Here is a 24,413-nt window from a genome sequence, read left to right as displayed (position 1 = left end):
CTTCGGCAATAATTATCTTTGTTGAAATTATAATGAAATGATCAGCAGAGATACCTTTAACAATACTGAGGTTGCTTTTAGTTTAAAGAGTGATTCAGAATTGGAGCGCGCTTATTTTTTATTTAAAATGATTTCAATTGAACCACTTGTTAAGATTGGTACAGCAGCAACAAACTTTGCGTTAAAAGCCAATTTGCCAATTGAGGGTTTGATCCGCTCTACTGTTTTTGATCATTTTTGTGGTGGTATTAATGAAGAAGATTGTTTGCTGGTAATTGACAAAATGTATGAAAAAGGTGTTAGTTCTGTATTAGATTATTCGGTTGAAGGAAAAGAAAGCGAAACCGAATTTGATAATGCCCTGTCCATTGTTTTAAATATTATTGATTTTGCGAAAGCTCTGGATGCAATACCTATAGCCGTTTTTAAACCCTCTGGTTTTGGTCGTTTTAAATTATTTGAAAAGAAAAACAAAGGCGTAGCATTGGATGAAAATGAAAAGGCAGAATGGCACAAAGTAGTTGAGCGTTTTGATATAGTTTGTAGGAAAGCAAAAGCACACGACGTTGCGGTTTTAATAGATGCCGAAGAGAGTTGGTATCAGGATGCTGCCGATGAAGTAGTAACTCAAATGATGCAAAAGTACAATACCGACAAACCAATTGTTTATAATACATTACAGATGTATCGACATGACAGAATGGATTTTTTAAAACAGCAACATGAACTTGCTAAATCCAAGGGCTATTACTTGGGGTTTAAATTGGTGAGAGGTGCTTATATGGAAAAAGAAAATGATAGAGCAGAGGAAAAAAATTATAAATCCCCTATTTGCCCAACTAAAGCAGCAACAGATGAAAATTTCAATACAGCCCTTAAATACATGATTGAAAATCTGGATTGTATGTCCCTATTCGCAGGCACCCACAACGAAGAAAGCTCTTATCGCTTAATGGAATTGATGGTTGAAAAGGGCATCATTAATAATGACCCTAGAGTGTGGTTTGGTCAATTGTATGGTATGAGCGATCATATTAGTTTTAACTTAGCCCATATGGGGTATAATGTTGCAAAATACATGCCTTTTGGCCCCATAAAAGATGTGATGCCATATTTGATTAGAAGGGCAGAGGAGAATACTTCGGTGGCAGGACAAACTGGTAGGGAATTATCACTTTTGAAAAAAGAAAAGGAACGTAGAAAATTAGGTTAAGAATAAGATATGTGCTTTAAAATCAATTTAATGTCTTCGTTTTTAATTGAAGTATTGATGTTTTTGAGAGGTTTTAAGTTTAATTGTATATCACTTTTCTTTTTTACGAAATAAATGTCTTTGTTCGTGCTAGGAATTAATTGCTCGTTTTTAGATATCATAGATTCAGTCAGTTTTTCTTCGGAAGAAAGGTTTGTTATTTCAATATGGGTTTTTAATTCATCACTAACTGAGGAGAGCATCACTTTTGCAAGATCTATAATTTTAATCGGGCTGTTCATGTCAAAAGACACCAAATCATAGTGATGAGTATCCATTTGAGCAACTGTTAAAATTAAATCACAAGCTTTTCTTTTGTCGATAAAGAATCGGCTTGCTTTTTTATCTTTAACTGTTAAAGGTTGTCCACTATTTAATTGTTTTAAGAAAAGAGGAACTACAGAACCATTTGACCCAAAAATATTCCCAAACCGAGTAGTTACAAATGCTGTCTTACTGTCATTGTTTAAAACATTTAAATAATTTTCCGCTATAAATTTAGTCATGCCCATGACGCCAATAGGGTTTACAGCTTTATCTGTCGAAATGAAAACAAATTTTTTAACATTGTGCTTAACGGACAATTTAGCAAGACATTTTGTGGCATGAATATTTAGCTTTACAGCCTCATAGGGATTTTGCTCCATGAGTTCAACATGCTTATAGGCTGCCGTATGAAAAATTAGTGAAGGATTATAGGTTTCAAAAAGCCATGCCATAGATTCGTTGTCTCTAATATCCATGAGAATAAACTCTACATTCTCAATTTTTTTAGCTTCAACCTCACATTTTAGATAAAACAAAGGTGTCTCCGCATTATCAATTACTATTAATTTTTTAAAATTTGAAGCTAATAAATGATGGGTCAATCCACTTCCAATAGAACCTGCAGCTCCAGTTATCAAAATGGTTTCATCTGAAAAGTCATAAGAATTATATTGAAAATTGTTTATGGATTTTGAACCCAGTAAACCTGAGTTATCTAGTAATTGCTTTATACGATTTCGCGAAGAGTAGCGCATTTGAGAGAATTGGCTGAAATACAGATTTGTTGGTTGAATATCTCTGAAAAGTAGGAATAATAAACTGTTATTCCAAGAGCTTGTTAATAACTACTTAAAAATCACTCTAAATATTGTTATCGCAATAAGTTTTAAATCGAAAAAGAAGTTTTGTTTTTTCAAATAAAGCTTGTTATACCGCAGTTTGTCGGGTATAATGGTGTTGATAAAATAAGATTCTGGATCTTCTGCTTTTTTTAACAATTCAACTTCATTTCGGTATTCTAATGAAGCTAGACCTGTTATTCCTGGTTTTACATTAAATATTATTAGGTCTTCTTCTTTATAAAAGTTGACATAATATCTTAGTTCCGGTCTAGGTCCCACAAAACTCATGTCGCCTTTTATGATATTTAGTAGCTGTGGAAATTCATCAATTTTATAGCGCCTTAAGAAATAACCAACCTTTGTGACTCTTAAATCTTTGTTACCAATGGTTAATAATCCCTTTTTTTGAGATTGGACCCGCATTGTACGGAATTTATAAATATTAAATTCGGTATTATTTTCCCCTACACGAGCTTGCATAAATAATACAGGGCCTCGGGAATCGATTTTAATGGCAATAGCGATAATAATTAAAATTGGAAAGAGTAGGATTAATCCAATTATGGCAAACGTGAAGTCGAAAATCCGCTTCATCATTATTCAAAAACTAAATTGATAATTGTAGCAATACTATCGCAATTTTCAACTGAAATTAAAGCCTCTTTTTCATCTATATAACCTTCAACAGCATAAATACCACAAGGTTCTCGTCTTGTTTCGCTTTTTGAAAAATTTATGTCTCCCTTTTTTAGTAACAATTTAATAGAAGATGTATCAATTTTACTTGCAGAAATTTTTTCTAAGAAATTGTTGCTATAAACTATTTGTTTGGAATTAATGTTCTTTAAAACTCTTGCATCAAGTCCATATGCACAAGATGTTTTTTTTCCATTGAAAAAGAAAGCAAGAATAATTAATCCAATTGAAAAACCACCTAGGTAATAGCCAATACGTTGTATGAGTTTCATTTAAAAAATTTAGAAGAAATCGGTACTGAAGATTATTTTAAAATACTAAGAGATTAATATCACTATACTTTAAATCAAACCATTCACCAACAGATTTACTAGTTAAAATACCGTGGTAAAAGTACAATCCATTTTTCAAACCTTTATCAAATCTTAAAGAATTTTCTATACCACCGTCTTCAGCAATTTTCATTAAATAGGGTGTAAAAATATTACTAATAGAAATAGAGGCAGTTCTAGAATAGCGTGCGGGGATGTTGGGCACACAATAGTGAATAACCCCATGTTTAACAAATGTTGGTTGCTTATGTGATGTCACTTCGCTAGTTTCAAAACAGCCGCCCATATCTATACTAACATCAATTATTACGGCACCTCTTTTCATGTGCAGCACCATACTTTCAGACACAACAATAGGAGCGCGGTTAGCCCCTCTTACCGCACCAATAATAACATCACAACGTTTTAAAGCTTTAATAAGATTTTTAGGCTGAATGGTAGAAGTAAATAAAGCGCGACCCAAATTAGTTTGTAAACGCCTTAATTTTGTAATAGAATTATCGAATACTTTAATGCCCGCTCCTAAACCAATGGCACTTCTTGCAGCATATTCCCCAACAGTTCCCGCACCTAAAATCACTACTTCAACAGGAGGTACACCGCTTATGTTACCAAACATTAAACCAGAACTATCTTTACTACTAGACAATAATTCTGAGGCAATTAATACCGAAGCTGTTCCTGCAATTTCACTCAAAGAACGCACCGCTGGATAGGTGCCATCTTCGTCTTTAATGAACTCAAAAGCAAGTGCTGTAATTCTTTTGGAGGCCAAGGCTTCAAAATATTTTTTTTCTTGGGTTTTTAATTGTAACGCAGATATTAAAATAGTTTGAGGATTTAATAACTTTATTTGTTCTAAACTTGGCGGTTCTACTTTTAAAACCATCGGGCATGAAAATACCTTTGCGGTATCCTTTGATATTTCAGCGCCTGCTTCGCTATAATCTTTATCGCTAAACCTTGAGCCCTTGCCAGCTCCGGATTCTATTAAAACGCGATGTCCATTACTTACAAGTGCTGATACGGCGTCAGGAGTTAAACAAATTCTGTTTTCTTGATAGGCAGTTTCCTTTGGAATACCAATGAATAATTGTCTTTTATGATTATATATTTCTAATGTTTCTTCTTGAGGAAGTAATTGTTGCTTTGTAAATGGCGACAAAGATGTGGACATAATTTGGTTTGTTTAACAAGTTTGAAATTACAAATATTTTTGGGTTTTATAATTAGTTGTATAGAATTTATTTATTTTCTGTTAAATCAAGATGGATTAAGCAGGAAAATTCGTTTAAATTACTGAGGTGTTAGCACAATCATGTTTAATTTAATTGTTCTAATTTTGTGGTACAAAACTATTTATGCAGCCTAAGCACCTAGTCTATTTATTTTTTCTTAATTCTTTATTAATATTCTCTCAAAGTTATCATTTGAAAGGACGTGTGTTGGATGAAAAAAATGTACCGATAGCATTTGCAAATGTAGTTTTAGAAATTCCTGAAAGTAATAAAATTTCATGTGGGACTACAACTAATGAAAAGGGCTATTTTGAATTTAATGATTTAAAAGGAAAATCTTATGTGTTAAAAATCAGCTTCTTAGGTTATGATGATTTTGAAAAAAGAATAGAGCTAGATAAAGATTTAGTGATAGAAACTATTACCTTAATAGAGAAAACTGAAAATCTTGACGGGGTAGTGGTAACTGCAAAAAGACCAACCATAAGGCGTATGGTTGACCGTCTAGTATTTAATGTTGAAAACTCCACCTTATCGAACAATAATGTTTTGGATGTTTTAAAACATACGCCAGGAGTTATAGTTAGCGGTGGCTCGATTTCTGTTAAAAATGCCACTCCAGTTGTTTATATAAATGATAGGAGAGTACATTTATCAATGGAAGAAGTGCAGCAGTTATTGGAAGCAACTCCTGCTAATAATATAAAGTCTATTGAGGTTATTACAAATCCTCCAGCAAAATACGAAGCCGAAGGTGGTGCAGTTCTTAATATTAAAACAAGTAAAAATATAATTTCGGGTTATCACGGAAGTATTTTTGGCAATTTCAAACAAGGGCCAGAGTTTCCAAAATATTCCTTTGGAACGAGCCATTTTTTCAAAACAAAAAAACTGAGTACTTATATCAATTATAATATAAGTCCGAAAAAAAATTACAGAAATAATCTTGAAGACATAAATTTTATTAATAATAACACGATTACTTCTAGCTGGAATACGGATTTAAGAAGAACACATAAGTCTGCCAATCAAAATATGTCGGCAACTATTAATTATGATTTTAATGATTTTAATAGTCTGAATTTTTCAGCCAATACCTTGTTTGCTCCTAGAAAGGTTTCAAAAATAGCATCAAATAGTTTGACCAAAGTTTTTGGTGCTAATAAAGCCTTAGATTCAACGTTTAGAACATTTAATAATTCAGTACTTGAAAAATTTAATTTGGCGTTTTCACTTGGTTATACTCATAAATTTAAAAATGAAGGTGAAAAAATATCAGTAGATGTGCACCATACCAATTATGACTATTCAGATTTTCAAGATGTGAATACAGGATATTTTCTTCCCAACGCCAATACTTCATTTCGAGATAATAAATTTCAAACATTTTCTGAACAAAATATTGAATTGATTACAGGTCAGATAGATTATAAGTTACCTACAAGCGATAACTCGTTATTTGAAGCAGGATCTAAAATTTCCAAAATTGATTCAGACAATATACTCAATCAATTTGTTTTTGAAAACGGGATTAAAACCGATGATTTAGAAAATTCTGATACGTTTTTATATAATGAAATGAATTATGCAGGTTATTTAAGTTTTGAAACAAAATGGGAAAATTGGAACTTAAAGGCAGGTTTAAGAGTAGAGCATACAGAAACTGAAGGCAGATCATTATCCACAAATACCTTAAGCAATAACAGTTATACAAACCTATTTCCATCCTTCTATATTTTGAATAGTTTAAATAGTGATGACGACCTTTATTTTAGCTATAACAAACGTATTTACCGACCAAGATATAGACAATTGAATCCATTTAAATATTTTTTAAATGATAATGCATTTGTTACTGGAGACCCTAATTTATTACCTGAAATAGATGATAATTTTATTTTAGGATACACTATTAACGATACATATACTTTTGAACTCTATTATCGTTACGAAAAAAATCCTACTTTAGAATTACCTTTTCTGGATAATGACAGCAGAATTTTAAAACACACTTTTACTAATATAGATAATAATGTGTCCTATGGTTTAGATTTCACAACTTACACAGAAATTGTTAAGGATTGGAACCTTTACATCTTATCCTCATTTTTTTATTACGAGAATAATTTTTTCGCTTTAGAAGGGAATAATGAATTACTGAAAAATGATAAATGGTCTGTCTATGCCAATATTATAAATTACTTCAGTTTTTTAGAGGACAAAAGTTTAACTGCTGATCTTTCTGTAGATTTTATAGGGCCAGTTGTTATAGGCCCAAGTGATATTAGTAGTAGGCTAGGTGTATATATTAATGTAAATAAAACACTTTGGAAAAACAGAGCTTCAATTAGTATTGGTGTACAAGATATTTTTAATACACGCAGTTATACGCAAACTACCAAGTATGCTAATCAAGATTTGTTTATAGCTTCCAATTTTGAAACTAGATTATTTACCTTTGGCTTTAATTATAAGTTTGGTAATTACAGGTTAAAAGAGAAAAAAGAAACTATTGATTTAAATGAGCGCGATAGACTAGAAAAAGATTAAATGTTAAAAATACTGTTTAACTTTTTCCCAGATATTTTTTGGAGAAATTTTTAATTCATCTTCCAACTCCTGTAAACTTTTTGTAGCCTCATTTATCTTATTAAATAGTCTTGCCCTTATTAGATAAATAGAGGGTACTACTATGGCCATAATGGGTAATAAATATAAAATTTGATTGGTTTCAGTAAAAAGAATTTCATCATTAAAAATTTCAATGATTTGATAAATATACATCGCTATTGGCACTAATATAACATGATACCACCAATGCCGATTTGTGAAAATCCAAATAAAAAGAAGTATTAATGGTATTATTTTACTTGTTAATGTCCATATGAAAACTTGAACATCTTCATAATAGTTACTTGTGAATTCACCAAAAAAAGTGTTCCAAGTCTTTTGACTTGGAACACTTTGCCATAAATTTATGAGAAACGGTGTTAACGAAATAATAGTAGCTAAAACAGCCCCTATTGCTAAGTCGCTTTTACTATCAAAACTTCTATGCGTACTTACCGTTTGCTTCTCCTGAGATTTTAACTTTTCTTTTGTCGACTTTTGCTGTTTGTTCTGCATCTAGGTTATACTGGTTAGCGGCACTAGCCATAAACAACATACCTCCAAAAATTGCTATTGCAATTACATACTTTTTAGTTTTCATTCTTTTAAGGGATTTAAATTAATTAATTATTTACCTCAAAAATAGATAAAGACTAAGGTTGAAGCTTCGCTTAAATGTTAAAATTATGTTAAATACATTGGTTTTTAAAATTTCTGCTGTGGCTTTCCCGTAGTTTTTATAAAAAGTGGAGCTATGCGTGTTTAATCATATGTTTTGCTAGGGTTTTGGTTAAGTTTTAAATTTTATTTTTTTAGTGTAATACACCTTTTTTTGTTAGATTTTTCCTGTAAAAACAACTCCGTAAAATGGTCGGGCAAAATCGGTTTAATTAATTCCGGCCACTCAACAATAATCCAATGATCAGAATATAGGTATTCCTCTATTCCAAAATTATAAGCTTCCTCTAAATTATTCAATCTATAAAGATCGAAATGATACAATAAATTGTTATCAATTTCATATTCATTTACAATAGAATATGTTGGACTGCTTACTTCATTTTCATTTCCCCCTAAAGCTTTTGTTATACTGCGTACAAGGGTTGTTTTGCCAACTCCCATAGCGCCATACAATAAAATTATTTTAGAAGACAGTTGATTTACAAGCTGTTTTGCCACATCATCAACTTCATTTAGGGCATAAGTAATTTCCAAATCTACCTATATTTTAATGCAATAATAAGTATATAATTTGAAAAAAACTAATGAAAAGTGTATTTCGTCGATGTTTTTTGTATTATATGGAATCATTTAGGGCTAAAAACTACAAACGGAATAATCATTTCTTCTAAAGAAACACCACCATGCTGGTATGTATTTCTGTAATAGCTTACATAATGATTGTAGTTGTTTGGGTAAGCAAAAAACAAATCTCCCTTTGCAAAAATAAAAGAGCTACTCATATTAATAGACGGTAAATGAATGGCTTTAGGGTCATCGGCAACATGTACATCTTTCTTATCATAAGTTAAACTTCTTCCTGTTTTATAACGCAAATTTAAACTAGTGTCTCTATCTCCAATAACTTTAGAGGGGTTTTTAACGTTTATGGTACCATGATCTGTTGTTAGTATTAGTTTAAACCCAAGGTTATGCGCCTGTTGAATCATTTCTAAAAGTGGCGAGTTTTTAAACCAGCTAAGCGCTAAAGACCTATAAGCTTTATCATTTGATGCCAATTCTTTTACAACTTCCATTTCGGTTTTAGAATGCGAAAGCATATCTACAAAATTATAGACCACAACTGTTAAATCATTGTCTTTTAAAGATTTGAAATTATCAACTAAGCGTTTGCCAGCTTTTAAGTTTGTTATTTTATGATATTCATAATTTAAATTTGATAATCCTAAACGTTTCATTTGAGTCTCTAAAAAGTCTGCTTCATGTAGATTTTTGCCACCTTCATCTGTATCGTTTTTCCAAAATTGAGGAAATAGCTTTTCCATGTCGCTTGGCATCAATCCAGAAAATATCGCATTTCTTGCATATTGGGTGGCAGTTGGCAAAATACTAAAAAAAGCATCTTCTTTCTCCTTTTTATAATAGTTACTAATTATCGGTTCAAAAACCTTCCATTGGTCATATCTTAAATTATCAACCACAACAAGTAATGTGGGTTGTTCCTCACTAAGTTCTGGAGCTATTTTTTCCTTAAATAGTGTATGGGACATTATTGGAGCATCATTATCGTTATCAAACCAATCTGGATAATTCTTATCAATAAACTTCCCAAACTGAGTATTTGCCTCTATTTTTTGAGATTCTAATATTTCAAACATACCGGCATCTTCAATATCCTCTAGTTGTATTTCCCAATAAATTAATTTTTGGTATAAACTTACCCACTCTTCATAAGAGTTTACCATCGCCAAATCCATAGCAATTTTCCTGAATTCTTGTTGGTAATTAGAGGTCGTTTTTTCTGAAACCAATCTAGAGTGATCCAAATTCTTTTTTAAACTCAGTAAAATTTGGTTCGGATTTACTGGTTTTATAAGGTAATCGGCGATTTTATTCCCAATGGCTTCTTCCATTATATACTCTTCTTCACTTTTTGTAATCATTACTACAGGAAGGTTGTCTTGCTTTTCCTTTATTTCGTTTAGCGTTTCTAAACCTGTAAGCCCCGGCATATTTTCGTCTAAAAAAACAATATCAAAGTTGGTGTCTTCAATAATATCAATAGCTTCGGTGCCACTTTTGCAAGTAGTAACCTTGTAATTCTTCTTTTCAAGAAATAAAATATGTGGTTTTAATAAATCTATTTCATCATCAACCCAGAGTATATGTATCATATTAATTCATTTTGTTGCTAAATGCCTTTTATGGACATCATATATTTATATTTGTAAAAATTTAATGTAAAAACGTAAGCTTGAATAAACTTAAAATCTTTAACGACCCAATTTACGGATTTATTACTATTCCAAATTCGTTAATTTTCGATTTAATCCAGCATAAATACTTTCAACGACTAAGGAGGATTACCCAAATGGGGATGTCATATTTGGTATATCCGGGAGCGCACCATACGCGTTTTCATCACGCTATTGGTTGTGTACATTTAATGCAAAAAGCAGTTAATATACTTCGTTATAAGGGTGTTACAATTTCTAAAGAAGAGGAGGAAGCACTTTATATTGCCATTTTGTTGCATGATATTGGGCACGGCCCGTTTTCGCATGCCATGGAACACAGTATCGTAAATGGTGTGTCTCACGAGCAAATTTCGCTGCTTTTTATGGAGCGTTTAAATGAAGAATTTAACGGAAGTTTAACGCTTGCCATCAAAATGTTTAAAGGCGAATACGAGCGTTCTTTCATGTGTCAGCTCATTTCGAGTCAGTTGGACATTGATAGGGCAGACTATTTAAAACGCGATAGTTTTTACACAGGAGTGGCTGAAGGTAACGTAAATAGTGAACGCTTAATCACCATGCTTACTGTAGTTGATGATAATTTGGTGGTTGAAGAAAAAGGGATTTATAGCGTAGAGAAGTTTATTATAGCCCGGCGTTTTATGTATTGGCAAGTTTATTTGCACAAAACAGGATTGGTTGCAGAACAATTGTTAATGCGTGTTTTAATGCGCGCCAAGGAACTAACCAAGTTGGGCGTAAAATTAGACGCAAGCAAAGCATTGCTCTATTTTTTGAATACTGATATTTCAATTGAAGATTTTACAGAAGATACTTTAAATATTTTTCAGGAGCTAGATGATTATGATATTGTTTCGGCAATGAAATTATGGAAAAACCATGATGATTATGTGTTAAGTAACCTCTGCGACATGATAATAAACCGAGAACTTTTAAAAATAAAAATAAAAGGTAAGGTCATTAAAGGTAAGCAATTAGATAAGCATATTGATGTGTTAATGGCAGAAAAAAATATAACGAAACAAGAAGCAGAATACTTCGTTTTTACTGGAAGCATCCATAATCAAGCATACGAAGCAAAACGCCAGAACATAAACATACTCTATAAGACAGGGAAGATACAAGACATCGTAAAAGCATCCGATCATCTTAATTTAGAAGCCTTGTCTAAACCAGTTACCAAGTATTATATATGTTATCCAAAGTAGTCATACTATCTCTTATTTAAAGTTACTGTAAAAGGAAAAAAGGACATTTTATTAAGGTTGTTTTAGATGAGAGATGGTATTATTGTATCTTTGGTTTCATCAGGTATTAAACAAATAATCAGTAATTGTTTACAACCTTAGCATATCTAAAAAAACAGGAGGTTAAAACTTTGGTACATTTTTCCTATTTTTGCTCAAATTAATCAAAAAACTAATTAACTCAACTCGTGTGAAGTTCACAGCACAACAAATAGCAGATATTTTAGAAGGTAGTATAGTTGGAGATGCAACTGTAGAGGTTTCTAAACTCTCTAAGATTGAAGAAGGCGTAGAGGGTTCTCTTACTTTTCTTGCCAATCCAAAATACACATCTTACATATACTCTACAAAAGCTTCTATAGCTATAGTCAATAAAACTTTTGAACCTGAAGAGGAAGTGTCAACCACCTTAATTAAAGTTGAAGATGCTTATAAATCGTTTTCAAAATTACTAGAATACTACAATCAAGTTAAGTTGAACAAATTTGGTATAGAGCAACCTGCTTTTATTGCTGAATCTTCAACGTATGGAGAAAATATATATATAGGAGCGTTTTCTTATATAGGTGAAAATGTTGTAATTGGCGAAAATGTTAAAATATTTCCGAATGCATACATTGGAGACAATGTTAAAATAGGAGATAACACATTAATTTTTGCCGGTTCTAAAATTTATTCAGAATGTATTATTGGCAATAACTGTGTCATTAATTCTGGAGCAATAATAGGTGCCGACGGATTTGGTTTTACACCCAATGAAAAAGGCGAATACAACAAAGTACCACAAACAGGAAATGTAATTTTAGAAGATTTTGTGGATATTGGAGCTGCAACTACAATAGATAGGGCAACTCTAGGTTCAACTGTAATAAGACGTGGTGTTAAATTGGATAATCAAATTCAGATCGCACATAACGTAGAAATTGGAAAAAACACGGTAATAGCCGCGCAAACAGGTATTGCTGGTTCTACTAAAATTGGTGAAAATTGCCAAATAGGTGGTCAGGTTGGTATTGCAGGTCACTTAACTATCGGTAATAGCGTTCGCATCCAAGCGCAATCTGGAATAGGTAGAAATATAAAAGACAATGAAACCCTTCAAGGCTCGCCATCTTTTAATTATGCCGATTGGAATAAATCTTATGTATATTTTAAGAACCTTCCTAAAATTGTTAAAAATATAAGTGAAATTGAAAAAAAAATAAATGGGAATAATTAATACGGAAATCAAACAAAAAACCATTAAAGAACCCGTTTCTTTAACTGGTGTCGGGTTGCATACCGGTAAGAATGTAACCTTAACTTTTAAGCCTTCAGCAGCAAATTCAGGTTTAGCTTTTAAAAGAGTAGATTTGGAAGGTGCTCCTGTTATAGAGGCAGATGCAAATTATGTTACCAACACACAACGTGGTACATGTTTAGAAAAAAATGGAGTGATTATCCAAACTTCAGAGCATGTTTTGGCAGCTTTAGTAGGTTTGGATATTGACAACGCAATTATTGAATTAAATGCATCCGAACCTCCTATTATGGACGGCTCTTCTAAGTTTTTTATTGAAGCTTTAGAAAAGGCTGGCGTAGAAGAATTGGATGCGTTTAGAGAGGAATTTGTGGTTACTGATATTATTTCTTATACCGATGAAGAAAGCGGTAGTGAGATTTTGATAATGCCTGCAAAAGAATATCAAATAACTACTATGGTAGATTTTGGTACTAAAGTTTTGGGAACGCAAAATGCTACTTTGAATCATATTTCTGATTTTAAAGAGCATATTGCAAATTCCAGAACATTTAGTTTTCTCCATGAAATAGAAATGTTGTTAGAACATGGTCTTATAAAAGGCGGTGATCTAAACAATGCTATTGTTTATGTAGATAAACCATTGTCTCCAGAAACTATGGAAAAGTTGCGTAAAGCTTTCAAAAAAGATAATATAGCTGTAAAGCCAAATGGTATTTTAGACAACTTAACTTTACATCATCCAAACGAGGCAGCAAGACATAAATTATTAGATGTTTTAGGAGATTTGGCTTTAGTGGGTACAAGAATTAGAGGTAAGGTTATAGCAAATAAACCTGGGCATTTTGTAAATACTCAATTCGCTAAAAAATTATCAAAAATAATTAAGAACGAACGCCGTAATAACGTACCAAATGTAGATTTGAACCAACCACCTTTAATGGATGTTGTGCAAATTATGGACATGTTACCGCACAGACAACCTTTTTTGTTGATTGATAAAGTATTTGAACTTTCAGACAGCCATGTATTAGCCACAAAAAATGTGACTATGAATGAGGAGTTTTTTAAAGGTCATTTCCCTGGAGCTCCAGTAATGCCGGGTGTTTTAATTGTTGAAGCAATGGCGCAAACAGGTGGCATTTTAGTTTTAAACACTGTTCCAGATCCTGAAAATTACTTGACGTTCTTCATGAAAATGGATAATGTAAAGTTCAAACAAAAAGTAAGTCCAGGAGATACATTAATATTTAACTGTTCTTTAATTTCTCCAATTCGTCGTGGAATTTGCCACATGCAAGGATATGCCTATGCTAACGGGAAATTATGTGCTGAAGCAGAACTTATGGCACAAATTTCTAAAGTAAAATAAATAAAATCTAAAAGATGAATCAACCCTTAGCATACGTTCACCCGGGCGCAAAAATCGCGAAGAATGTCGTTATTGAACCTTTTACAACGATACATAATAATGTAACTATAGGAGAAGGCACTTGGATAGGGAGTAACGTTACTATCATGGAAGGTGCTAGAATTGGTAAGAACTGTAATATTTTCCCAGGTTCTGTTATTTCTGGTGTACCTCAAGATTTGAAATATAAGGATGAAGATACAACCGTTGAAATTGGTAATAATGTTACCATAAGAGAGTGTGTTACCATAAACCGTGGGACTACAGATAGAATGAAAACGGTTATTGGAGATAATTGTTTAATTATGGCATATTGCCATGTTGCCCACGATTGCATTGTTGGTAATAATTGTATTTTCTCAAATAATAGTACTCTAGCAGGACATATTACAATTGGAAATTATGTGGTTTTAGCTGGTATGACGGCTGTTCATCAGTTTGTTTCCGTAGGTAATCATGCCTTTGTTACTGGTGGTTCTTTGGTTAGAAAAGATGTGCCTCCTTTTGTAAAAGCTGCAAGAGAGCCGTTATCTTATGTAGGTATTAATTCGGTTGGATTAAGACGAAGAGGTTTTTCAACAGAAAAAATTAGAGAAATTCAGAATATATTCAGAATTCTATATCAAAAAAATTACAACAATACCCAAGCATCAGGAATTATTGAAGCTGAAATGGAAGCAACTCCAGAGCGTGATGAAATTCTTCAATTTATCAAGAATTCGCACAGAGGTATCATGAAAGGCTATTTTAAATCGAATTGATTTTTGAGATAAAAGAAGAGAGAAAAAAGATTGAAGACGGAAGACTGAAAACTGAAGATTAAAAAACTTAACAATAAGGAATGGCAACTACGAGTGATATTAGAAACGGATTATGCATAAAATATAACAACGATATTTATAAAATTATTGAATTCTTACATGTGAAGCCCGGTAAAGGGCCTGCGTTTGTGAGAACCAAAATGAAAAGTGTAACTAGCGGAAAAGTTTTGGATAATACGTTTTCAGCAGGACATAAATTGGAAGATGTTCGTGTTGAAACCCACAAATTCCAATACCTATATAATGATGGAGAGTTTTATCATTTTATGAATGAAGCCGATTATACCCAAATCAGATTATTAGAAGCGGCTTTGGATAATCCAGGTTTAATGAAAGAAGGAGAAATTGTAACAGTATTAATCAATACTGAAGATAATATGCCATTATCTGTAGATTTGCCTGCAAGTGTTGTTTTAGAGGTTACCCATACCGAGCCTGGCGTTAAGGGAAATACGGCAACCAACGCAACAAAACCAGCTACGGTAGAAACTGGAGCAGAGGTAAACGTGCCTTTATTTATTAATGAAGGAGACAAAATTAAAATCGAAACAGCAAAAGGAACTTATAAAGAACGTGTAAAAGAATGATTAATCAGTTGGCAGTATTCAGTTGGCAGTTGGCAGTCAATGCGCTTTTACTGAAAACTGGAACTAAAGACTAAAGACTAAAAACTGCAGACTGATATATGAAATTTCCAAAACCACAAAACCTAAAAGATATAGCACAATTAATCGATTGTGAGTATGTTGGTAATGATAATTTTCCTGTTTTAGGTATGAATGAAATTCATGTTGTAGAACCTGGAGATATTGTTTTTGTAGATCATCCAAAATATTACGATAAAGCCTTAGAATCTGCTGCAACTATTGTTTTAATCAATAAAAAAGTAGATTGTCCTGATGGAAAAGCATTGTTGATTAGTGAAGACCCATTTAGAGATTTCAATAAACTTTCAAATTATTTTAAACCTTTTAATCCTTCTGAAAAATCGATTTCAGATTCTGCTAAAATTGGAAAGGGCACAATAATTCAGCCCAATACATTTATTGGAAACAATGTTGTAATTGGCGAAAATTGTGTCATTCATTCAAATGTTAGTATTTATGATGATGCTGTTTTAGGCCACAATGTTACTATTCATGCAGGAACAGTATTAGGCGCTAATGCGTTTTATTACAAAAACAGACCAGAAGGGTTTGATAGATTACTCTCTTGCGGACGTGTAGTCATTGAAAACAATGTAGATATAGGCGCATCGTGTACCATTGATAAAGGTGTTACGGGAGATACCACAATTAAAGAAGGCACTAAAATTGACAATCTCGTTCAAATTGGTCATGATACGATAATTGGCAAAAAATGTTTAATAGCTTCTCAAGTAGGTATTGCAGGATGTGTGATTGTTGACGATGAAGTTACCATTTGGGGACAAGTTGGTATTACAAGTGGTATTACCATTGGAAAAAAAGCGGTTATTTCAGCAAAAGCAGGAGTAAGCAAATCTCTTGAGGGCGGTAAAAGTTATTTTGGAATTCCAGCAGACGATTTTCGTTCTAAATACAAAGAAATTGCCGCCATTAGAAAAATTCCAGAAATCCTAGAAACTTTAAAAAAACAAAATAACAAATAGCTTACTAACTCGTCAAGGAAAACATACTAAATAAGTACATCATATTTTTTTGGAATTTAGTCCCGAAATCTCGAATGATATCTCAAGGTTTGCCCCCCGAAGTAATTTATTGCCCCATTATTTAAAGCATTTTAGTTCCGAAGGAATTGCATATTTATAGCTCGCCAAGGAAAATATACAAAATAAGTGCATCATATTTTTTTGGAATTTAGTCCCGAAATCTCGAATGATATCTCAAGGTTTGCCCCCCGAAGTAATTCATTGCCCCATTATTTTAAGCATTTTAATTCCGAAGGAATTGCATATTTATAGCGAAATTATTTGTTTTATATGCGACCCCGTCGGGGTCGTATTTTTCTTCGTTCGTTTTGTTATAAATATTTGAATCCTTCGGATTCATTCATGCTATCCAATCTTGTTAATTCTTGTATCTACCGATTTATTAGTGTTTATTAGTGAAATTCGTGGTAAAAAAACAGAGATATTGATTTTTAATGTGTTTGCCCCTCGAAAATGAGTTGAAAAATATTCTATTTTCATTCAAAATAAATTACATTTGTTTTATTCAAATTAATAAAGAAAAATAATCACTTATGAGTGTTTTAGTAAATAAAGATTCAAATATCATCGTACAAGGTTTTACAGGTAGTGAAGGTACATTTCACGCTGAACAAATGATTGAATACGGTACTAACGTAGTTGGTGGTGTAACTCCAGGAAAAGGAGGGCAAACACATTTAGATAAGCCTGTTTTTAATACGGTTCAAGAAGCTGTAGAAAAAGTTGGGGCAGACACTACTATTATTTTTGTACCACCAGCTTTTGCCGCAGACGCTATTATGGAAGCTGCCGACGCAGGTATTAAAGTGATTATTACGATTACAGAAGGGATCCCTGTTGCAGATATGATTACTGCTTCAAGCTATATAAAAGGAAAAGAGTGCCGTTTAATTGGCCCAAACTGTCCCGGAGTGATTACTCCAGGAGAAGCTAAAGTTGGTATTATGCCAGGGTTTGTTTTTAAGAAGGGAAAAGTTGGTATTGTTTCAAAATCTGGAACATTAACGTATGAAGCCGCAGATCAAGTTGTAAAACAAGGTTTAGGAATTACTACTGCCATTGGAATTGGTGGTGATCCAATTATCGGAACTTCTACTAAAGAAGCCGTTGAGTTATTAATCAACGATCCAGAAACTGAGGCTGTTGTAATGATAGGAGAAATAGGCGGACAATTAGAAGCAGACGCTGCACATTGGTACAAGGCAAGTGGCAGTAAAAAACCTGTTGTTGGTTTTATTGCAGGTGAAACTGCGCCTGCGGGTCGTACAATGGGGCATGCTGGTGCTATTGTTGGCGGTAGTGATGATACTGCTCAAGCAAAAAAGAAGATTATGAGGGCATGTGGAATTCATGTAGTGGATTCTCCTGCTGAAATTGGAAAAAAGGTAGCCGAAGTATTGGCATAAAAATACATGCAGTATAGACTAGAAATAGACTGAGTATAGACTGTTAAAAACCTCACTAAATATTGTGGGGTTTTTTTATTTGGTGCAACGAGTATTTATTATATTTGAATAAATTGAAATTTTTGTCATAAACACTAACAAACTAACTATATACTATATGAAATTATTAGAAGGAAAAACAGCAATTATCACAGGGGCTAGTCGTGGTATTGGTAAAGGAATCGCACAAGTTTTTGCAGAACAAGGAGCGAATGTGGCGTTTACGTATAGTTCTTCGGTTGAAGCCGCTAACGAACTCGAAAAAGAACTGAATGCTTCAGGAGTTAAGGCTAAAGGCTATAAAAGTAATGCAGCAAGTTTTGAAGAATCCCAAAAATTGGCTGAAGATGTAGTTGCAGATTTTGGAAGTATTGACATTCTTGTTAATAATGCTGGTATTACAAAAGACAACTTATTGATGCGTATTTCTGAAGAGGATTTTGATACCGTTATTGAAGTGAATTTAAAATCGGTTTTTAACATGACAAAAGCGGTGCAACGCACCATGTTAAAGCAACGTAAAGGTTCTATCATAAATATGAGTTCGGTAGTTGGTGTAAAAGGCAATGCTGGACAAACAAATTATGCAGCTTCTAAAGCAGGAATTATTGGTTTTTCTAAATCGGTAGCTTTAGAATTAGGATCTAGAAACATTAGAAGCAACGTGATTGCTCCCGGTTTTATTGAAACTGAAATGACCGCTAAATTGGATGAAGAAACTGTAAAAGGATGGCGCGCTGGAATTCCATTAAAACGTGGCGGAACCCCTGAAGATGTGGCAAATGCATGTGTGTTTTTAGCAAGCGATTTAAGTGCTTACGTTACAGGACAAACTTTGAATGTTGATGGCGGAATGCTTACTTAGATTTTTTGTCATTCCCTCGAAGGAGGGAATCTCATCTCATTTGTCATTCCTGCGAAGACAGAAATCTCATCAAAACATATAGAATTTTAATGAGTTCAGAAACTCTATTATACATTATATTATCTGGAATACTAGCGCTACTTGTAGCGCTTTTTCAGTATAGTTATAAATCTAAGCAAAATTCTAATCTGTCGCTTATATTTACGTTTTTAAGGTTTTTGACTATTTTTTCGATACTGCTGCTTTTAATAAATCCGAAGTTCGATCAAGTAAAAGTATATACAGAAAAGCCTAATCTTGTTTTGGCTATCGATAATTCCAATTCCATTGAGCATCTAAATCAAAAAGAAAATGCTTTAGAATTTCTAAAATCTATTCAAAGTAATTCTGAATTGGCTGAAAAATTTGATATTGATGTGTTTAAGTTTGATGCTGAAATTAGTAATTCAGATACTATTCAATTTAATTCAAAAGAAACGGATATTAGCAATGCCTTAAATCAGCTATCAGAAATTTATAAAAACGATGTAGCACCAATAGTTTTAATTTCAGATGGCAATCAATCTTTTGGAAACGACTATTCTGTTTTAAATAAAAACTACAAACAACCCATTTATCCAATTATACTTGGAGATACGGTAACGCATACCGATTTAAAAATTCAGCAACTTAACGTCAATAAATATGCGTTTTTAAAAAATAAGTTTCCGGTGGAAGCTATTTTGGTATATCAAGGAAATAAAGAAGTAAATACAAAATTCACGATAAATCAAGGCAATAGAACGGTGTTTTCAAAAACGGTTCAATTTTCAAAAACAAAAAACTCAACTATTTTAAATCTAACTCTACCAGCAAATAGAGTGGGAGTAAGTAGTTATTCAGCCAACATAGAACCGTTACAATCTGAAAAAAATACGATTAATAATTCTCAGAATTTTGCAGTTGAGGTTATCGACCAAAAAACAAAAATGGCATTGGTTAGTGATTTTCCACATCCAGATTTAGGAGCGCTAAAAAAGAGCATTGAAAGTAACGAACAGCGTTCAGTTGAAATTATAGACCCCTATACTATTTTAAATCAAATCAATGATTTTCAGTTAGTTATTCTACATCAACCCAATATTAAGTTTAAAAGTCTATATGATGTTTTAAAAACTGAAAACAAAAATAAATTCACTATAATTGGCACTAAAACGGACTTAAGTTTTTTAAATAATAACGTGACCGAATTTCAGCATGACATCACAAATCAAACTGAAGATTTTCAACCGAAGTTAAATTTAAACTATGCGCCATTTATTGTTGATGATATAAATTTTGAAACATTTCCACCGCTAAAGTCAAATTTTGGAGATGTAAAATTCAATGTGCCTTTTGAAACAATTTTAGAAAAAACAGTTTTAGGAATTTCAAACAACCAACCTTTATTGGTAACGTTTGAAGTCAATAGTAGGCGAGAAGGATTACTTCTAGGCGAAAATATGTGGCAATGGCGCGCCCAGAGTTTTTTAAATGAAAAATCATTCAATCCATTTGATGATTTTATCGGAAAACTAATTCAATATCTAGCGTCCAGTAAACGAAAAAGTAGGCTAAATATAGATTACGAATCGTTTTACACGGGAAGTACCAACATCATCATTAAAGCCCAATTGTTCGACAAGAACTATGAGTTCGATGCGAGACAATCATTAGAACTCGTACTTGTTAATTCAATTTTAAAAGAAAAAAGAACAATTCCGTTTGTACTTAAAAACAATAATTACCAAGTTGACCTGAGTGGTATAGAGGCTTCAACATATAATTTTACGGTACGTGCAAAAGGAGAAAGTATTTCTAAATCTGGAAATTTTGAAGTATTGGAATACAACATCGAACAACAATTTTTAAATGCTGATGTAACAAAACTGCAACAATTGGCAACTAACACAAGTGGGAAAAGCTATTTTATTGGTAATACTTCAAATTTAGTAACGGATTTAATAAATGATAAACGCTTTAAACCGATACAAAAAAGCCATAAAAATACCATACCTTTGATAGATTGGAAATACCTATTAGGATTGATCGTTTTAACGCTGTCTGCCGAATGGTTTCTAAGAAAATATAACGGATTAATTTAAATAAAAAACAATGGAAAAGTTACCAAAAATTGCATTACCCTTTATAATCGCAGCAATTATATTATTTGTACTAATTGCAAAATCTGCTGTAACCATAGATTCTGGTGAGGCTGGAGTACTCTTTAAAACCTTTGGAGAAGGTGTTGTTGTTGATGAACCGCCTATGGGAGAAGGGTTTCATATAGTTGCACCTTGGAATAAGGTGTATATTTATGAAGTGCGCCAACAGGAGCTTTTTGAGAAAATGAAAGTACTATCATCAAACGGATTGGAAATTCAAATAGATGCTTCTGCTTGGTATGAACCTGTCTATAATGACTTAGGAAATCTGCACCAATCTCTTGGTCAAAATTATTTGCAACGTGTAATTATGCCATCAATTAGAAGTGCGGCACGAAGTGTTGTAGGTCGTTATACCCCTGAGCAATTATATTCCAGTAAACGTGATGCCATTCAAGATGAAATTTTTGAAGAAACCAAAAAAATACTCGAAAAGCAATATGTACAACTCAATGAAGTGCTAGTACGTGATGTAACTTTACCAAACACGATTAAGGAAGCTATCGAACGAAAATTGCGTCAAGAACAAGAATCGTTGGAATATGAGTTTAGATTGGTGACAGCCGAAAAAGAAGCGCAAAAGCAAATTATTGAGGCCGAGGGTAAAGCAAAATCCAATAAAATTTTAAGTGCCTCTTTAACTGATAAAATCCTACAGGATAAAGGTATTGAGGCTACAATGAAGTTGTCAGAATCTCCAAACAGCAAGGTTATTGTTATTGGTTCTGGAGATAGTGGATTACCTATTATTTTGGGGAATCAATAGATTAAATAATTCAAGATTTCAGGTGTAATTTTGAATTTTAGCTAAGAATTCAGCTTAATAATTAATTAATAGTAAATAGTTTTAAAAATTGTAATATTAATTTGGAGTTTTTAACATAAATTATTGATATTTGCAACAAATAAAAAAGAAATGACTTTTATTCAATTACATCATCATTTTCATAGTTGCTCTCAGGCGAAGTGAAAATGTATTGAGTAAAATCAACATATATTTAAACCCGTTTGAGACAATCAAGCGGGTTTTTATTTTCCCGCGAAGGCGGGAATCTTTTATCCCGAAAACGGATAACTATTAAACAATTAAAAATGAGTAAATTAAGAATTGCAGTACAAAAATCGGGTCGTTTAAACGAAGACTCCATGCGGATTTTAAAAGACATTGGTATTTCTATCGATAATGGAAAAGACCAATTAAAAGCTTCGGCAAAAGGATTTCCTGTGGAAGTTTTCTATCTAAGAAATGGCGATATTCCTCAGTATTTAAAAGATGGCGTTGTTGACGCCGCCATTATTGGCGAGAATGTTTTAATTGAAAAAGGGGAAACTATTAAAGTTGTTGAGAAACTTGGTTTTTCTACCTGTCGCGTTTGTATCGCAGTACCTAAAGGCGATAAATACAAGAGCATTAAAGATTTAGAAGGGAAGCGCATTGCGACATCATATCCAAATACAGTACAGATGTATTTAGATAAAAATGGCGTAAATGCAAATCTTCACATTATTAATGGTTCTGTGGAAATTGCTCCAAATATCGGGTTAGCAGATGCTATTTGTGATATTGTTTCTAGTGGAAGTACCTTGTTTAAGAACAACTTAAAAGAAGTAGAAACCATTTTAAAATCTGAAGCTGTTTTAGCGGTTTCTCCTAAATTGAATGCAGAAAGACAAAAGATTTTAGATACCATTCAGTTTAGAATTCAGTCGGTTTTAAAAGGAAGAGATTCAAAATATGTATTGTTGAATGCGCCAAATGATAAAATACAGGATATTATAAATGTATTGCCAGGAATGAAAAGTCCGTCGGTTTTACCTTTAGCACGAGAAGGGTGGAGTTCGGTACATTCCGTAATTAGTAAAAATGAATTTTGGAATGTTATAGACGACCTTAAAGCCAAAGGCGCAGAAGGGATTCTAGTGTGTCCTATTGAAAAAATGGTATTATAATAATTTTGTCATTCCCACGAAGGTGGGAATCTCATCAAGTTTTGCTAAATAATAAATACAATGCAAATCATAATTAATCCAAATAAGAGTGAATGGTCCCAAATATTAAAGCGGCCTACACAAACCCTTGGTGATATTGAAACTACCGTAAATCAAATTTTTGAGGACGTAGCTCAAAATGGGGATACTGCCATTAATACATACACCAAAAAGTTTGATGGTGTTACTTTAGAAACAAACATAGTTTCTGTTGAAGAGATTGAAAATGCAATTGAAAGCGTTCCAGAAAATCTTAAAAATGCCATAAAGAAAGCTAAGGCTAATATCGAGGCGTTTCATAAGATTCAGAAAACATCAAAAGTAGAAATTGAAACCACAAAAGGCGTAAAGTGTTGGCAGGAAAAAAGACCGATTCAAAAAGTTGGCTTATACATTCCTGGAGGTACAGCACCTTTGTTTTCAACGGTTTTAATGTTGGCTGTCCCTGCTCAAATAGCAGGTTGTAAAGAAATTGTATTGTGTTCTCCACCAAATAAAAAAGGGGAATTGGCACCAGAGATTTTATTTGCGGCGCGACTTTGTGGCGTTACAAAAATTATCAAAGTAGGAGGGATTCAAGCTATTGCAGGATTAACTTTTGGTACTGAAACCATTCCACAAGTTTATAAAATTTTCGGACCGGGAAACCAATTCGTAACGGTTGCAAAACAAATTGCTACAAAACATGGTGTGGCTATAGATATGCCTGCTGGCCCAAGTGAATTACTGGTAGTTGCAGATGAAAGTGCAAATGCATCTTATGTCGCTTCAGATTTATTAAGTCAAGCTGAACACGGAACGGATAGTCAAGTAATTTTGGTGTCAACTTCTAAAGAATTGATTAATTATGTTTCCGAAGAAGTTGAAAAACAATTAGAGGTGTTACCACGAAAAGCGATTGCAGAAAAAGCGATTGCAAATTCTAAGTTGATTTATGTTGAAAATGATAAAATAGCTTTAGAGTTAATTGATGAATACGGACCTGAACATTTTATTATTTGTTGTAAAAATGAAGATTTGTATGTTGATGGTATTTGTAACGCAGGTTCTGTGTTTATAGGTGATTATACACCAGAGAGCGCTGGGGATTACGCATCGGGAACGAATCATACATTGCCGACAAATGGGTTTTCCAAAGCCTATTCTGGAGTAAATTTAGATAGTTTTACAAAGAGTATGACGTTTCAAAAAATATCAAAAGAAGGTTTGCTTAATATTGGAGAAACCATAGAATTAATGGCAGAAGCAGAAGGGTTAGAGGCACATAAAAATGCGGTTACTTTGAGATTAAGAGACTTAAAAAAATAATTACGTTTTATAGACCCTTCAGGTTTTCAAAACCTGAA

The 24,413-nt window shown here is 32.9% G+C and carries 21 protein-coding genes; 14 read left to right on the top strand and 7 right to left on the bottom strand.

Annotated elements, in window-relative coordinates; translation table 11 throughout:
* Window positions 1-37 precede the first annotated feature (37 nt).
* Window positions 38-1,213, top strand: coding sequence for a proline dehydrogenase family protein (locus ABXQ82_RS12075; protein ID WP_367059798.1), 1,176 nt, complete (start codon window positions 38-40; stop codon window positions 1,211-1,213).
* On the opposite strand, the gene ABXQ82_RS12070 is transcribed toward ABXQ82_RS12075, so the two are convergent.
* The 4 genes from ABXQ82_RS12070 to ABXQ82_RS12055 form a co-directional block, all read right to left on the bottom strand.
* On the bottom strand, window positions 1,210-2,274 hold the full coding sequence (locus ABXQ82_RS12070) for a polysaccharide biosynthesis protein (RefSeq protein ID WP_367059795.1): 1,065 nt from the start codon (window positions 2,272-2,274) through the stop codon (window positions 1,210-1,212). The two genes, ABXQ82_RS12075 and ABXQ82_RS12070, sit on opposite strands and share 4 nt — an antisense overlap.
* Window positions 2,275-2,364: 90 nt before the next feature.
* On the bottom strand, window positions 2,365-2,958 hold the full coding sequence (locus ABXQ82_RS12065; protein WP_367059792.1) for a sugar transferase: 594 nt from the start codon (window positions 2,956-2,958) through the stop codon (window positions 2,365-2,367).
* On the bottom strand, window positions 2,958-3,329 hold the full coding sequence (locus ABXQ82_RS12060) for a hypothetical protein (RefSeq protein ID WP_367059789.1): 372 nt from the start codon (window positions 3,327-3,329) through the stop codon (window positions 2,958-2,960). Before ABXQ82_RS12060 ends, ABXQ82_RS12065 begins: the two co-directional genes overlap by 1 nt.
* Before the next feature lie 37 nt (window positions 3,330-3,366).
* Window positions 3,367-4,566, bottom strand: coding sequence for an alanine dehydrogenase (locus tag ABXQ82_RS12055; protein ID WP_367059786.1), 1,200 nt, complete (start codon window positions 4,564-4,566; stop codon window positions 3,367-3,369).
* 184 nt (window positions 4,567-4,750) lie between these two features.
* Here ABXQ82_RS12055 and ABXQ82_RS12050 point away from each other — a divergent pair, with 184 nt between their 5' ends.
* Window positions 4,751-7,177, top strand: coding sequence for an outer membrane beta-barrel protein (locus tag ABXQ82_RS12050; protein ID WP_367059783.1), 2,427 nt, complete (start codon window positions 4,751-4,753; stop codon window positions 7,175-7,177).
* Between the two features lie 3 nt (window positions 7,178-7,180).
* On the opposite strand, the gene ABXQ82_RS12045 is transcribed toward ABXQ82_RS12050, so the two are convergent.
* The 3 genes from ABXQ82_RS12045 to ABXQ82_RS12035 all read right to left on the bottom strand — a co-directional run bounded on the left by ABXQ82_RS12045 (window position 7,181) and on the right by ABXQ82_RS12035 (window position 10,098).
* Window positions 7,181-7,753 (bottom strand): hypothetical protein, encoded by a 573-nt coding sequence (locus tag ABXQ82_RS12045; protein WP_367059780.1) that lies wholly within the window; start codon window positions 7,751-7,753, stop codon window positions 7,181-7,183.
* A 288-nt stretch (window positions 7,754-8,041) separates the two neighbouring features.
* Complete coding sequence (tsaE, locus tag ABXQ82_RS12040) at window positions 8,042-8,452, bottom strand: tRNA (adenosine(37)-N6)-threonylcarbamoyltransferase complex ATPase subunit type 1 TsaE (protein ID WP_367059777.1); 411 nt, start codon at window positions 8,450-8,452, stop codon at window positions 8,042-8,044.
* A gap of 92 nt (window positions 8,453-8,544) precedes the next feature.
* On the bottom strand, window positions 8,545-10,098 hold the full coding sequence (locus ABXQ82_RS12035; RefSeq protein WP_367060062.1) for a PglZ domain-containing protein: 1,554 nt from the start codon (window positions 10,096-10,098) through the stop codon (window positions 8,545-8,547).
* A gap of 74 nt (window positions 10,099-10,172) precedes the next feature.
* On the opposite strand from ABXQ82_RS12035, the gene ABXQ82_RS12030 reads away from it, so the two are divergent.
* From ABXQ82_RS12030 to hisD, 12 genes are all read left to right on the top strand, one after another.
* The gene (locus tag ABXQ82_RS12030; protein ID WP_367059774.1) at window positions 10,173-11,384 is read left to right on the top strand and encodes an HD domain-containing protein; all 1,212 of its coding nucleotides are present in this window, start codon (window positions 10,173-10,175) and stop codon (window positions 11,382-11,384) included.
* Window positions 11,385-11,613: 229 nt separating this feature from the next.
* Window positions 11,614-12,642 (top strand): UDP-3-O-(3-hydroxymyristoyl)glucosamine N-acyltransferase, encoded by a 1,029-nt coding sequence (gene lpxD / locus ABXQ82_RS12025; RefSeq protein ID WP_367059771.1) that lies wholly within the window; start codon window positions 11,614-11,616, stop codon window positions 12,640-12,642.
* On the top strand, window positions 12,629-14,035 hold the full coding sequence (locus tag ABXQ82_RS12020; protein ID WP_367059768.1) for a bifunctional UDP-3-O-[3-hydroxymyristoyl] N-acetylglucosamine deacetylase/3-hydroxyacyl-ACP dehydratase: 1,407 nt from the start codon (window positions 12,629-12,631) through the stop codon (window positions 14,033-14,035). The genes lpxD and ABXQ82_RS12020 overlap by 14 nt, the downstream gene beginning before the upstream one ends.
* Before the next feature lie 14 nt (window positions 14,036-14,049).
* Window positions 14,050-14,835 carry an acyl-ACP--UDP-N-acetylglucosamine O-acyltransferase gene (gene lpxA / locus ABXQ82_RS12015; RefSeq protein WP_367059765.1) on the top strand — a complete coding sequence of 262 codons (786 nt, stop codon included), beginning with the start codon at window positions 14,050-14,052 and terminating at the stop codon, window positions 14,833-14,835.
* Between the two features lie 80 nt (window positions 14,836-14,915).
* On the top strand, window positions 14,916-15,482 hold the full coding sequence (efp, locus tag ABXQ82_RS12010; RefSeq protein WP_367059762.1) for an elongation factor P: 567 nt from the start codon (window positions 14,916-14,918) through the stop codon (window positions 15,480-15,482).
* Between the two features lie 98 nt (window positions 15,483-15,580).
* Entirely contained in the window at window positions 15,581-16,525 is a 945-nt protein-coding gene (locus tag ABXQ82_RS12005) for a UDP-3-O-(3-hydroxymyristoyl)glucosamine N-acyltransferase (RefSeq protein WP_367059760.1), read from the top strand.
* 593 nt (window positions 16,526-17,118) lie between these two features.
* Window positions 17,119-17,991, top strand: a complete 873-nt coding sequence (gene sucD, locus ABXQ82_RS12000) for a succinate--CoA ligase subunit alpha (RefSeq protein WP_367059757.1) — start codon at window positions 17,119-17,121, stop codon at window positions 17,989-17,991.
* 157 nt (window positions 17,992-18,148) lie between these two features.
* A complete protein-coding gene (fabG, locus tag ABXQ82_RS11995) occupies window positions 18,149-18,895 on the top strand; it encodes a 3-oxoacyl-[acyl-carrier-protein] reductase (RefSeq protein ID WP_367059754.1) in 747 nt (248 codons plus the stop codon).
* 89 nt (window positions 18,896-18,984) lie between these two features.
* A complete protein-coding gene (locus ABXQ82_RS11990; protein ID WP_367059751.1) occupies window positions 18,985-21,018 on the top strand; it encodes a VWA domain-containing protein in 2,034 nt (677 codons plus the stop codon).
* A gap of 10 nt (window positions 21,019-21,028) precedes the next feature.
* Window positions 21,029-21,844, top strand: coding sequence for a prohibitin family protein (locus tag ABXQ82_RS11985; RefSeq protein ID WP_367059748.1), 816 nt, complete (start codon window positions 21,029-21,031; stop codon window positions 21,842-21,844).
* A gap of 326 nt (window positions 21,845-22,170) precedes the next feature.
* Window positions 22,171-23,028 carry an ATP phosphoribosyltransferase gene (gene hisG, locus ABXQ82_RS11980; RefSeq protein ID WP_367059745.1) on the top strand — a complete coding sequence of 286 codons (858 nt, stop codon included), beginning with the start codon at window positions 22,171-22,173 and terminating at the stop codon, window positions 23,026-23,028.
* A gap of 60 nt (window positions 23,029-23,088) precedes the next feature.
* Window positions 23,089-24,375 (top strand): histidinol dehydrogenase, encoded by a 1,287-nt coding sequence (hisD, locus tag ABXQ82_RS11975; protein WP_367059742.1) that lies wholly within the window; start codon window positions 23,089-23,091, stop codon window positions 24,373-24,375.
* Window positions 24,376-24,413: the final 38 nt, after the last annotated feature.

Source organism: Algibacter sp. 2305UL17-15 (genome assembly GCF_040720935.1).
Lineage (GTDB): Bacteria > Bacteroidota > Bacteroidia > Flavobacteriales > Flavobacteriaceae > Jejuia.
The sequence above is the reverse complement of the archived record's forward strand: the minus strand, read 5'-3'. Positions and strand labels throughout refer to the sequence as shown.

Coding starts and splice junctions, on each gene's coding strand:
- ABXQ82_RS12075 (WP_367059798.1), top strand. CDS start 38: ATGATCAGCAGAGATACCTTTAACAATACTGAGGTTGCTTTTAGTTTA.
- ABXQ82_RS12070 (WP_367059795.1), bottom strand. CDS start 2,274: ATGCGCTACTCTTCGCGAAATCGTATAAAGCAATTACTAGATAACTCA.
- ABXQ82_RS12065 (WP_367059792.1), bottom strand. CDS start 2,958: ATGATGAAGCGGATTTTCGACTTCACGTTTGCCATAATTGGATTAATC.
- ABXQ82_RS12060 (WP_367059789.1), bottom strand. CDS start 3,329: ATGAAACTCATACAACGTATTGGCTATTACCTAGGTGGTTTTTCAATT.
- ABXQ82_RS12055 (WP_367059786.1), bottom strand. CDS start 4,566: ATGTCCACATCTTTGTCGCCATTTACAAAGCAACAATTACTTCCTCAA.
- ABXQ82_RS12050 (WP_367059783.1), top strand. CDS start 4,751: ATGCAGCCTAAGCACCTAGTCTATTTATTTTTTCTTAATTCTTTATTA.
- ABXQ82_RS12045 (WP_367059780.1), bottom strand. CDS start 7,753: ATGCAGAACAAACAGCAAAAGTCGACAAAAGAAAAGTTAAAATCTCAG.
- ABXQ82_RS12020 (WP_367059768.1), top strand. CDS start 12,629: ATGGGAATAATTAATACGGAAATCAAACAAAAAACCATTAAAGAACCC.
- lpxA (WP_367059765.1), top strand. CDS start 14,050: ATGAATCAACCCTTAGCATACGTTCACCCGGGCGCAAAAATCGCGAAG.
- efp (WP_367059762.1), top strand. CDS start 14,916: ATGGCAACTACGAGTGATATTAGAAACGGATTATGCATAAAATATAAC.
- ABXQ82_RS12005 (WP_367059760.1), top strand. CDS start 15,581: ATGAAATTTCCAAAACCACAAAACCTAAAAGATATAGCACAATTAATC.
- sucD (WP_367059757.1), top strand. CDS start 17,119: ATGAGTGTTTTAGTAAATAAAGATTCAAATATCATCGTACAAGGTTTT.
- fabG (WP_367059754.1), top strand. CDS start 18,149: ATGAAATTATTAGAAGGAAAAACAGCAATTATCACAGGGGCTAGTCGT.
- ABXQ82_RS11990 (WP_367059751.1), top strand. CDS start 18,985: ATGAGTTCAGAAACTCTATTATACATTATATTATCTGGAATACTAGCG.
- ABXQ82_RS11985 (WP_367059748.1), top strand. CDS start 21,029: ATGGAAAAGTTACCAAAAATTGCATTACCCTTTATAATCGCAGCAATT.
- hisG (WP_367059745.1), top strand. CDS start 22,171: ATGAGTAAATTAAGAATTGCAGTACAAAAATCGGGTCGTTTAAACGAA.
- hisD (WP_367059742.1), top strand. CDS start 23,089: ATGCAAATCATAATTAATCCAAATAAGAGTGAATGGTCCCAAATATTA.